This window comes from Vreelandella venusta, from assembly GCF_015689495.1.
GTDB classification, from domain to species: Bacteria; Pseudomonadota; Gammaproteobacteria; order Pseudomonadales; family Halomonadaceae; genus Vreelandella; species Vreelandella venusta.
Genome location: NZ_CP065135.1, coordinates 2,123,874 through 2,135,863 on the forward strand (window position 1 = coordinate 2,123,874; position 11,990 = coordinate 2,135,863).

9 protein-coding genes are annotated in these 11,990 nt (G+C 51.3%); 2 read left to right on the forward strand and 7 right to left on the reverse strand.

Annotation, left to right across the window (positions count from 1 at the left end):
• Window positions 1-9 precede the first annotated feature (9 nt).
• From tamB to IR195_RS10170, 4 genes are all read right to left on the reverse strand, one after another.
• Entirely contained in the window at window positions 10-4,017 is a 4,008-nt protein-coding gene (gene tamB / locus IR195_RS10155) for an autotransporter assembly complex protein TamB (protein ID WP_206049681.1), read from the reverse strand.
• A 9-nt stretch (window positions 4,018-4,026) separates the two neighbouring features.
• Window positions 4,027-5,880, reverse strand: coding sequence for an autotransporter assembly complex protein TamA (gene tamA / locus IR195_RS10160; RefSeq protein WP_206049682.1), 1,854 nt, complete (start codon window positions 5,878-5,880; stop codon window positions 4,027-4,029).
• Window positions 5,881-5,950: 70 nt separating this feature from the next.
• Window positions 5,951-6,799, reverse strand: a complete 849-nt coding sequence (locus tag IR195_RS10165) for a coiled-coil domain-containing protein (RefSeq protein WP_206049683.1) — start codon at window positions 6,797-6,799, stop codon at window positions 5,951-5,953.
• Window positions 6,800-6,808: 9 nt separating this feature from the next.
• Entirely contained in the window at window positions 6,809-8,101 is a 1,293-nt protein-coding gene (locus IR195_RS10170; RefSeq protein ID WP_206049684.1) for a nucleotide sugar dehydrogenase, read from the reverse strand.
• A 165-nt stretch (window positions 8,102-8,266) separates the two neighbouring features.
• Here IR195_RS10170 and ubiG point away from each other — a divergent pair, with 165 nt between their 5' ends.
• Together ubiG and IR195_RS10180 are read left to right on the forward strand one after the other, a co-directional pair.
• Entirely contained in the window at window positions 8,267-9,010 is a 744-nt protein-coding gene (gene ubiG, locus IR195_RS10175) for a bifunctional 2-polyprenyl-6-hydroxyphenol methylase/3-demethylubiquinol 3-O-methyltransferase UbiG (RefSeq protein WP_125747960.1), read from the forward strand.
• Window positions 9,011-9,676 (forward strand): HAD-IA family hydrolase, encoded by a 666-nt coding sequence (locus IR195_RS10180; RefSeq protein WP_206049685.1) that lies wholly within the window; start codon window positions 9,011-9,013, stop codon window positions 9,674-9,676. It abuts the gene before it with no gap.
• A 61-nt stretch (window positions 9,677-9,737) separates the two neighbouring features.
• Here the strand turns inward: IR195_RS10180 and IR195_RS10185 are convergent, their stop codons facing one another.
• From IR195_RS10185 to pal, 3 genes are all read right to left on the reverse strand, one after another.
• Window positions 9,738-10,499, reverse strand: a complete 762-nt coding sequence (locus IR195_RS10185; RefSeq protein WP_206049686.1) for a YciK family oxidoreductase — start codon at window positions 10,497-10,499, stop codon at window positions 9,738-9,740.
• 33 nt (window positions 10,500-10,532) lie between these two features.
• Window positions 10,533-11,321 carry a tol-pal system protein YbgF gene (gene ybgF, locus IR195_RS10190; RefSeq protein ID WP_125747968.1) on the reverse strand — a complete coding sequence of 263 codons (789 nt, stop codon included), beginning with the start codon at window positions 11,319-11,321 and terminating at the stop codon, window positions 10,533-10,535.
• Between the two features lie 84 nt (window positions 11,322-11,405).
• Window positions 11,406-11,951, reverse strand: coding sequence for a peptidoglycan-associated lipoprotein Pal (gene pal, locus IR195_RS10195; protein ID WP_125747971.1), 546 nt, complete (start codon window positions 11,949-11,951; stop codon window positions 11,406-11,408).
• Window positions 11,952-11,990: the final 39 nt, after the last annotated feature.

Genomic DNA, 11,990 nt, shown 5'->3' on the forward strand with positions numbered 1-11,990 from the left:
AACGCCCTCTTATTGCCGTGGATAAATCGTAGGGTCACCTGACCGAGTAAATGTATAGATTAAGTCGACGGCTTGATTTGCACCAGATACTGCCTGCACATATAGGTTGCGCCAAAGTGTGTAGCGAAGGGTCAATTCTGCAATGGGCGAGAAAATCCCAACGCCGTAGCTAATTCGGATATCGTCGGTTAACTGTCCTGTCAGCGCCACTTGGCTATTGTCACCCGCACCAGTGGTATCCAAGGTTAAGTCGCTGATCCCAAACGCTTCCCCAATTGAACCAACGGCTCCGCCTGTCTTGCCGAGAGACATACCAATTAAGGCGGTAGTAAGCGCACTATCGATCCCGCCTCCAGCAGTATCCGGCGCACGCCCTCTCAACAAATATGATAGCGCACGGGTTTCATCCATTGCTGGTTCAGAAAAAATCAGCAAGTTGGGCTCTTCCGCACTGCCACTGACACGAAGACCAGCAATAACTTCATCTTCCGTGATATCAGGGTTACGAATGGCTTCAAAATCGAGGATTGGCAATCCCGGAGGGCCGCTAAATATTAGCTGCCCACGGCGAATCAGCAGATCCTGACTAAAGGCTTTGAAACGACCATTGACAAGGTTGACATCACCAAACAGCTGAAGTGCACCGCTGCCTTGGCGGATTTCCAACGTGCCACCCAACTCAGAATTAAGCCCATATGCTGATATTTGCATATCGCGTCCCAAGGTAAGTGTGATGAGCACATCAATATCCATTCCTGATTGTGAAAGCTCGTCAGCAGCGCTTGGCTCCCCATTCTCAGCTCGTTGCTGGGCTCTCTGCTCGGCTTCGCGATCATCACGTTCGGTGATAATAACTTCATCAGAGCTTGGACTAACGGCTGAGGCAGGGATATTACCAACCTCTAATCGCGCCCATGGTAGGTCAACATTACCACGTACCTGCAAGCGATCCGGCGTTACGCGAATACGAATATCAGGCGCTGCCTCTAAACGCCCAAACTGTGGCAAAACGATTAATAATGGCTCCTGAGTCGCGTTAACATCGACACCAATACGCCAGTCGTCGCCTGTAGGAAAGTAAGCATCCCCAGCGATATTCAAGCGACCACGTTCAGCAGCAACAAAACCATTTATGTCCCCTTGTTCGCCGTCAAACGCAACGATCAGCTCGCCATCTTTGATATCGATAGGAATATCAGGGCCATGAACGCTTAGATTGCGCAGCGCAAGCTGCCCCTGTAAATCGGGCTGACTGGTGGTTCCTGCAATTTGTATACGGCCATTTAAGTTGCCCTCTAAGCGATCCATGCCCACCACCAACGGGCGGTAAGGTGCTAAAGAGAGCGCTTGGGCGCTTAGCTCGCCACTAAGGCCACCACGACCAAGTGGATCACTAATGGTGAGATCGAGTGACAGCTCACCAGCATCTTCAAACGACAGTACAATATTGGCATCAGCTTGAGCCTGGCTGGCATCTAACTGCGTGTTTAAACTAATCACAGGAAGCTGTACGGGCTGGCCGTAATCGTTGACTGCCGTAATCGCCAGCTCACTTAATACCTGAACATCGGCTTGCCATTGAGTCCCGCCTTGGCGCCAAGCTGCAACAATGTCTGCCGTCGTGTCGCCCTCAAAGCTCCACTCTTCTGGCAATAACGGCTCAAGTGCTTCCATCGGCACCTCTCTGATGCTTAGCACTGCGCGCCCTTGGTCTGCTGATGCGCTAAGCTGTTCTTGCGAGCAAACGACCCCTCCTTCTTCGCGACGCACACAGAAAGGTGAGAGCTGTGCTTGGCCATTTGCAAGGTTGTAACGAATATCAAGCGGAGCTTCCAAAGATAGGTTGCCGAACTCAGAGTCGATTTCCAGTGGTGTTAATTGCCCCTGATACTGCTGCGCTTGCTGATCAAAACGCCCATCCAGCGACACAAGCGCACGGCTTAGCATGTTATCGGCTTGGCCATCGACACTGATAGTAAGCGCATGCTGGGATAAGCGACCATCAAGCTCAAGGTCAATACTCGAAAATGCCTGACCACCTGCATTGACCTGCTGCAACCCAATGTCAATGTCTAGCGATGGATCTTCGATTCCCTCGATATTGCTGGTCAGTGATAACGTTTCAATACGGTTTTCGGCAAACCGTAATTCACGGCCGGTTAGTTCGGCTGCTACTTTAGGTTGGCTAATGCTACCTCTGGCAAGAATGTTACCTGTTAATGTCCCTGCTAAGTCTGGGTGTAGCGTTTGTAGCTGTCGCAATGCAATCTCGGTATCTAGCGACATCGCTTGCTCACTAACTTGGCCAGAAGCCGTTAATCGGTTGTCACCCTGGGTGAAAAGCAGTTCTTGGATATCAACTTCAAGCGCACTGTTAGCCTCTAAGGAGGCTTGTAACGCCAAGGGATACTCCTGGAGCTCCCCAGTAATATCGAGGACTGGCAGACTGACTTCCCATAGCTCGCCGGTTTGACGCACACTCGCGGTAATGTCGCCATTGAGATTGCCGTTGAGTTGTTCGACAAACAGCGAAGGATCGAATTGATCCAGTCGGATGGTGGTATCAACGCGTAGTGACGAAGCCCAATTTACTTCCCCTTCACTGCTCAGCGAACTGTCATCAATCGATAGGGTTAGCGGCGTCCAGCGGAACGATGAAAGATCTCCGTTGCCACTGAGTCGAATGTCAGTGGCCGGCACTTGCGGCCCTTGGGCGCTTAAGGAAAGCGTTGTCTGGTAGGCTTCCAAACTGCCGCTAGCAATGATGTCTATATCTTCAACAACATAGGGTTCTGCCGATGATTCATCGCTACTAGGTTGTGTCAGGGGCCACTGCAGGCGCTCGCTCTGCAGTCGAACATTGAAAGGTAGCGTCGGTGCCAGCGCATCGACTTGAGCCTCAAACGTTGCATTAACGACACCGGATGCCCCTAAACTGGCTGTCAGCTCATCTAGGGATCCCGATAGTTCCAAAACAAGTTCTTCACCACTTAGCTCAGGAAATATTTCGGGTAAAAACAGCGTTGTGGTTAAGCGGGCATCTAAGGGGTAGCTGTCTGATAATGTAGCGTTAGCTGTGAGATTTGCCTCGGCATCCGGCGTGATCAACTCTAATGAGCGCAGAGCTATTTGGTTGCCTTCGCCGCTCGCAACAACGGCGAGCCGTTCGACTTGGTAATCAACGGCCCCGCTGACAGTGACATCAGTCACGGTGAAGGATGCTAAGTCGATATCAATGGGCAGCATTATTTCAGGCAGCTCAATGCGCTGCCGTTCTGTTAATGCTTCTACCGCTTGATCAGGTTCTGCTATGACCGGCTGGGTAGCCATAACCGCACCATCAATAGCAGATGCATGTAACGGCGTCTGGATACCTTCTGTTAGTTGAGTGCCTGCTGTGGGAGGCAAGTACACGGTTGGTTGCATGAGCGTAGTGGGCGCGATACTGACAAGATGTTGCTGCGCGGTAATCGTGGTTGAAAACGACTCCCAGCCGACGCGAGTTCCATCAGCTAGCTGCAGTTGAACGTTATTCAACTCAACTGAGCGTAGTTCAATAGGAAAAGGCAGTTGGATGCTAGGCATCCCATCAGTTTCTGGTGTGTCTGGCTCCGCTTCATTACTCTCGCCCAAACGTATATCTGCGCCTTCTACATGCAATTTGTCCAGGCAAAGCTTACCTGACAGCACACAGTCTTCGGCCCAGGCTAACTCAAGGTTGTCGACGTTGACGCGCGTCTCACCAAGCGATAGCTGAAAACCGCGTAAGGCAAACTGGTCTAGCAGTGCGCCTTCCTGATGCTCATACGTAAAGAAGCCCCGTTGCTCCCCTTGCGATAACAGTTGACCTGTTCCCCAAGGAGAGAGCGCAACGCCGAGTAGCAGAGCGACCAGACCAAATAGCCAGAGTGGTAGCACAATGACTAATCGGACAAAACTCCACACAAACAACCCTATACGATGTTTACCTGAGAGCGGTTGACGCTTGATAGATGCCGCTTTTGCAACCTTAGCCAAAATGCTCTCCTAAAATTCCGGTCCGATGGAAAAATGCAGGCGCCAATCGTCTTCATCGTCAAATGGGTGTGCTACATCAAGTCGGATAGGGCCCACAGGGGAAATCCAGCGGATGCCAACCCCGGCGCCCGTTTTTAACTCTTCTGGCCCCCAATTATCGAAGGCATCGCCAGTATCGACAAAAGTTGCTCCCCACCAGTCTCCAGTCACGCGACGCTGGTACTCGAGAGTCGAGGTCAGCATTTGCTGGCCGCCACGTAATAGCCCTTCTTCATTTCGCGGAGATAGGCTTTCGTAGGAGTAACCTCGGACACTTCGGTCACCGCCCGCAAAAAAACGTAATGAAGGAGGCAGTTTGTCGAAATTATCTGTTTCAATAGCGCCGATGCTTAGCCGTGCGGAAAAACGATTATCATCGCCAATGGTGCGAATCCATTCTGTGTCGCCCGTCATACGCGCGAACTTGGCATCGGATCCCCATATCGTGTCTGAATACTCGAGCGATAATTGCTGTCTATCTCCCCACAGCGGAAAGCGCTGAGGACGCGTTCTTGTACGGCTCCACTGAATGCCTGGATAAAACAGTAAGACTTCATCTGAGACTCCGCCTTGGGTGAAGTCTTCATAGGTCGTCCGGAAGTAAAGTGTTTGTACCCAGCGGTTTTCAAACTCCCATCGACGAGCGATCTCCACGGTACCTTCTAACGACTGGGTATCGCCGTCATCCAAGTTACGCACGCCATATTGCAAACGATAACTATCACGTAACGGATCTTCTAACGGGATATTGTAGGTCCCTGTGAAGCGCTGGTCGGGGGCTGAAACATACAGATCATGATCCAGACTATGGCCAAAGCGATTAATCCATGGCTGTTTCCAGGCAAAGCGCATGCGCGGCCCTACGTCAGTTGCAAAGCCAACCCCGACTTCAAATTGATGGCGGTCGGCAGGCTCGACACTTACGTCAATAGGCAGACTGGTGTCCTCCCGCTGAGTAACACTAAGCGCACTGGCAAGCGCTGCGCTGGACACTCTAGGACGTTGAGGCTGCGATGCCGTTGCTTCATTCCACCACGGTGAGCTTCCTGTTGGCGGCGATAGGGCCAGTTCGCGCGCTGTCTCTAAACGTGGTCGCACCGTCACAGAGCTGAACCATTCTGTTTCAGCTAAGCGTTGATTATAACGGGCTATCGATTCCGCTAGATAAGGCTCCCCTGCTTCAAAGGTCTGCATTTGCAGCAAACGCTCAGGCTCGATATGACTGCCTGAAATAGTCGTATTGCCAAATTGATAGCGTGGGCCGCTGTCAAAATCCATATAGAGACGGGCGCTTTCAAGGTATGGCCTTATTTCCATTCGGCGGTCAGTAAACCCCCAGTCGAAATAACCACGCTCAAGTGCCAGGCCTGAAAACTGATTGCGCAGGCGATCCCATGGGGCATGCCGTAATGTGTCGCCTTCCTTCAAGGGAAACGCATCGAGTGCTTCCTGAAATGGAGGGTCATCTCTTGCTTCACCGCTGATATTGACAGAAAGCACGTCGATTTTGACCGGCGAGCCGGGTTCAATGCGAAGTGTGATAGGTGAGCTATCAACATCAACCGTAATCTCAGGCCCGTAATAGCCGAAAACACGCATGGCTTCTTGCGCACGCTTACGTATTTCGCCTTCTAAACGGATATCGGTGTACTGATCTTCGTCAATATTCTGTAAATAGGCATCAATATTGTCCTCTACTTCACTACTGACACCATCGATTGACGCGTTAAGTGCCCATACGGGAGCTGACCACGTTACAAGAAGCGGTAAAACCACCTCACGAGTCGCTTGTTTAACGGTAGGCCATCGCCGTATTCTTTCCATGCTGTTTATCCCTAACCAAATCAGCGACTCGGTGGCTTTATTACCCATTGCTTTATGCAGGTGACAATTTCTAGCGGAGCATCTCCATCTGAGCACTGAATGCCAGCTGGGCTTGCCGTACTTGACGGATATCACTCTCTAAGGTGTTTAACCGTTGCGCCCATTGCTGTTCAAGCGCTTGTAACGCTTCTTGAGTAGCTGAGGTGTCAGTACTGCTTAGCATTTCAAGAGTGGAGTTTACCTCAGTAAAACGCTGATCGACCTCTTCTTGCCATGCGGTAACATTTGTTACCAATTCGCTGTTTTCATTTTCTAACTTAGCAATATCATCGAGTCGGTTGGTAGTCGCCGATAGGCGCTGCGACAGCATTTCTTCTAGGTAAGTTACCTCTTCTGCTAAATTTTGCCGCCCAGACAAGCCCGCTTGCTCAAGCGCATCAAGCGATGAGCGTATAGCGGTGAGCTGTTGGTCACGTAACGCTGCTTGCTCTTCCAGCTGACTAATGCGCTCAGCAATGCTGCTCAGAGCCTCACCATTCACAAGCTCTTCGTTTGACGTCAAAAGACCGTAAAGTTCCTCACGGGTACGTGTCACCGCAACAGCTAATTGCTCCTGTTCTTGGAACAGCGTTGTCATCTGTGCTTGTACAAAGGCTATCGCATCTTGCGTATCTGTGTCACCCGAGTCGAGTCTCGCATGAAGATTAGATACTTCTCCACTAACTCGATGTATCTCGTTTAATAAGCGCTCTCTTTCATACCAGAGGCCTGTAGCAGCGGCGCCTAATGAAATGATAATAAGTATCATCAATAACCACAATGGCCACAGCTTAGGGCCCCTGCGATGACGCAAGTGCTGTGCGGTCAAGCTTTGATCCACATCGGGAACAATGCGAGAAGACGCAGTACTGTTGGGCATGACTTTTCCTCAATACGTTGTGGGATCTGCTCGACGCCCGATTCCTCTATACCGTAAACCACAGCTAGCCACAAAAGCTGGGTCGTAAATGTTTCGTCCATCCAGCACCAACTTAGCGCTCAATAATGAGGCTAAACGATGCCAGTCAGGGTTCCAATAAGTTTTCCACTCAGTCACTAGCATCAGTGCATCGGCTCCCTCACATGCCAAGTATGGGTCACTGGTGAATGTGGTTAGGTCATCTCGGTCACCTACGGCATTGAGCAACGCGGGTGTTGCCGCTGGATCATGAAGATTTACCTTCACGCCTTGCGCCCATAAGGCAGCAAGGAGTGTCAGTACAGGCGCGTGATCGATTCGAGTGGTTCCTGGTTTAAAAGCGGCTCCCCAAATAGCAATCGTTTTGCCGGCTAAATCGCCCTCGAAGAGTGTCCAGAGTTTCCTAAATAACGTCTCTTTTTTCTGCTCATTGATGTCCATTACTTGCTCTAACAATGCCGAGTTACGGCCACTGGCTGACTGAACATCAGCTAAGCGCATTAGATCGCGAGAGAAATTGGGGCCACCAAAGCCGCAGCCAGGGTATAAATATTCATAACCAATTCGGGTATCAGCGCCCATGCCTTGGCGCACGTGCTCGACGTCAACACCAAGTGTATCTGCCAGCCCGGCAATCTCGTTCATGTAGCTGATACGTGTTGCCAGCATGCCGTTAATCGCGAGCTTAGTTAGCTCAGCTGCTCTACATGGCATCCGTTGGAACACGTCATTGCGGCGATTAAAGGCGCGCAAAAGCTCGCGCGCCACCTGTTCACCGGTTGCATCGTCACAGCCGAGCAGCCAGCGCGAAGGACGCGTAAAGGAGAGCCAGGCCCGCCCCTCTTCCAAGGTGTCGGGTAACGCCACGCTACTGTGCTGGGGCCCCATAAGCGCGTGCAACTGTTCTGTTTCGCCTACTGGAAATGTTGAATTATTAATTAATACGGCACCACTATGGTGTTCAAATAAAGGGGCTTCAAGCAGCGTCTTGGCAGCCTGCCGCTGATCGGGTGATAGAGCCAGCCACACCACATCAGGAGAGTGAGCCTGCTGTGGCGCTTCAATGATTCTCAATGTTCCATTGGCTAACGCTTGTTCAATATGCGTCATTAATTCAGGTTCGCTGCGCAGCCAGTCCGCTTTCAAAAGCTGTGGCCATGGCGCGCTTTCATGTAGCAGCCACTCAACTTGATGGCCTACCCAAGCTAATGCTGCGGCGGCGGTAGCGGCACTTAGTTCACTTCCGTGGAGTAACACTCGCATTCATCACGCTCCCTGAGAAAATAAAAGTCGCGAAAATAGGGGGTTAAGATTCATGTCGCGTTCCTTTTCATGCGTTCCTTTCCAGGAGTGGTTAGAATGACATAATACTGAACGACTGGTTGGTTGCCACCTTCATGCCAACTTACCGACAATGGGAGTTAAAACATGCAAGCGATACCTCAGGATAGCACTACTCATCGCAACCACGACAATGTCGACGCAGCGGAAGTTGCGAAATTTGAAGCACTTGCTAGTCGTTGGTGGGACTCAGAGGGCGAATTTAAGCCGCTGCACGCTATCAATCCCCTGCGTCTGGACTTTATTGACGCGCGTGCAGGTCTAGCCGGTAAAAAGGTGCTCGATGTCGGCTGTGGCGGTGGGATTTTAAGCGAATCGATGGCCCATCGTGGTGCTAGTGTTACCGGCATTGATCTTGGGGAAGCGCCCCTTAGCGTTGCCCGGCTACATGCGCTAGAAAGCGGAGCAACGGTGGATTATCGGCTGATAAGCGTTGAAGCGCTGGCAGCAGAGCAGCCAGGGCATTATGACATCGTAACCTGCATGGAAATGCTTGAGCATGTGCCCGACCCCGCCTCGGTCATTCGTGCTTGCAGTCAACTGGTTCGCCCCGGGGGGTATGTTTTCTTCTCTACCCTAAATCGCACTCCAAAATCGTATGCTTTTGCGATTTTAGGCGCTGAATATGTGCTTAATCTATTGCCCCGCGGCACCCATGATTACGCAAAATTTATCCGCCCTTCTGAGATGGCCGCATGGGCAAGAGCTGCAGAGCTTGAAGTTAACGAACAAACGGGGCTGACCTATAACCCGCTGACTCGTCACTACCGTCTGGTTGCAAATGATGTATCGGTCAATTACATGATGTATTGCCGGAAAGCGAGCCAATAAATGTCAACATCAATACCTGAAGCGATACTGTTTGATTTAGACGGAACTCTTGTTGACACTGCCCCTGACCTTGCTCAAGCAACGAATGCATTGCGGCGGCATCATGGGCTGACACCGCTGCCCTACGAGAAAATACGAGGCCAGGTTTCTAACGGAGGCAGTGCTTTAGTAACCTTGGCTATTGGTATCGAAAGTGGTTCTAGTGAACATGATACGGCGCGGCAGTATTTGTTAGATAACTATGAACAAGCCGTTGCTGTTCACAGTCGTCTATTTGCCCCTCTTGACCAATGGTTGGAGCGTTGGCATTCAGCATCACGCTTGTGGGGAATCGTAACGAACAAACCTAGGCGCTATACCCTTCCACTGCTGGATGCCTTGGCGTTAACGCCAGGAGCACTTTTATGCGCGGATGATCTGACGCTAAAAAAACCCGCTCCAGAACCTCTTTGGGAAGCTGCACGCAGGCTTGATGTGGCACCACAAGCCTGTTGGTACGTTGGTGATCATATCCGTGATATTGAGGCCGCCAAAGCGGCGGGAATGACAGCGGTTGCCGTTGGTTACGGGTATATCAGTGAGGAAGACGATTATCAGCAATGGCCAGCTGACTTATGGTTTGAAACGTGTGAAGACTTAGTCGATGCCCTGACTGCTTTTCATTGATAGCGCTAATTTAATGAAAATGCACAGAACATCGACAAGCGGTGCGAAAGAAAGCGCTGGTTTAGGCACGTGGTGGTTGAGCGTCAAACTTCTGGCCACTAGCCCCCGTGCTGTCTGGCCCCATCAGCCATAAGTAGGTGGGCATGATTTCTTCAGGGGTGCGCAGCGTCAATGGATCTTCACCTGGGTAAGCAGTCCGACGCATTTGGGTACGTGTTGCCCCTGGGTTCAACGTATTAACCCGCACTGTAGACTGGTTTTCAAGTTCGTCAGCAAGCACTTCGACAAAGCCTTCAGTGGCGAACTTTGAAACCGAGTATGCCCCCCAGTAAGCCCGACCTTTTCGCCCAACGCTCGATGAGGTGAAGATCACAGAAGCATCAGCAGACTGCTGAAGCAAAGGTAGCAGTGCTTGGGTCATCCAAATAGGCCCATTGATATTGACCTGCATGACTTGTTCCCACAGCTCTGGATTGTACTGCTCAAAAGGCGTAATTCTGCCTAGTAAGCCAGCGTTATGCAGCAATCCATCTAAGCGGCCAAACTCTTTGTCCAGCGTTTCAGCCATATCGTGAAAATCTTTGAGCGTTGCACCCTCAAAGTTGAGCGGGAAAATTGCCGGCTGGGGTCCGCCTGCTGCTTCAATTTCATCATAGACACGCTCAAGCTTAGCGATCGTGCGGCCAAGCAGTATCACAGTTGCCCCATGGCGGGCGTAGGTGAGTGCAGCAGCACGTCCAATTCCATCACCCGCACCGGTTACCAACACGACGCGGTTTTCCAAAAGATTGGGCGCTGGTTGATAGTCGATTTTGCAGCTCATGAGGTTTCCTTGATACAAAAATGTAAACAGACGTTATCCTGCCGACTGACGCAAAAAGTCATTGGCAAGTCCTGCCGCGCTACTCTGCGGGTAATCATCACGTACTTGTTCCAGCAGTTCACGACTGCGTTCAGCCTCGCCCTGCCGCGCTTTTACTAATCCTAGCTTATAAAGCGCATCGGGTACTTTACTGCTGCCGCTGTACTGCTCAATAACACGGCTAAATGACTCATCAGCAGCGCCAAGTTCACCTTCCGCCGCATAAAGTTCGCCCAGCCAGTAATATCCGTTCGCGGTCAGACTGCTGTCGGGGTGATCAGTGACAAACGCTTTAAATGCATTGATTGCATCTTCGAATTGACGTGCTTGGACGTGGGCAAACGCTGCTTGGTAGTCTGCCTGAGCATCTTCACTGACGTTGCGAGACGAGGGTGCGTTGGCAACTTGCTCTGCCGCCTCGGGCTCTACTGCAGGGGTCGATTGCTCAATTTGGCTAGGACCGCTATTCATTAAGCGATCTTCAATATCCAGGTATTGCTGCTGTGATTGCCGACGAAGCTGCTCTAACTGGTGTCGAAGCTCTTCAATCTGACCACGTAACTGCTGAATCTCTCTCTGATGCTCTTGCACTTGGTTAAAGAGTACCAAGTTCCCACCAGATGATTCCTGGCGTTGGGTCTGCTGATAAAAGCCAGAGCCACTTGATAAGTCTTGAACGAGGGGCTGTTGAGCAAAAGTTGTCAAAGGCAATACGGACAGCGGGAGCACTATGGCTCCCGCACCGCACAGCCTCTCAAAATAACGCTTGAGACTGTGATTCATGATGACTCCAATCATTACTTAGTTAGCGTACCCAGCACCAAGTAGCGCGTACTTGATGTTGTACAGCTAGGTACGCCAATGCCATCAGTAGTTAAAGACGACGCGACGGTTTTGAGAATAGGCACTCTCACTTTGGCCGCTAGCAGCCGGGCGCTCTTCACCATAGCTGACGACGCTCATTTGCGAGGGAGACACGCCTTGAATATTTAAGAACCGCTTAACAGCCCCGGCACGACGCTCACCAAGGGCCATGTTGTATTCGCGAGTGCCACGCTCGTCGGTATGGCCATGCAGAACAACTTGCGCGCTGGGGTTAGCACGCAAATAGCGAGCATGAGCCATAACGACTGATTCGTAATCGCCCCTGATGGTGTCGCGGTCGAAGTCAAAATAGATAGTACGGACTTCTGGAATGCGTGAATCGGCTTGTTGACCAGCGCCTGCGCCGGAACCTGATGTAGAGCCATACTGGCCACCAGTGCCAACACCTGAGGTGCTCGCTCCTGTGCCGCTGCCATCCTGGCTTCCATAAGAGTCACCATCCTGGGTTCCGCCGGTGCTGGAACAGCCAGCGATTACTACGATAGATAGCGCTACTGCTAATGAGCGAGCCAACGGTTTAAGTTGCATAATCAGACTCCTTGCCTGAAAACAAAAAATTAAAACTTT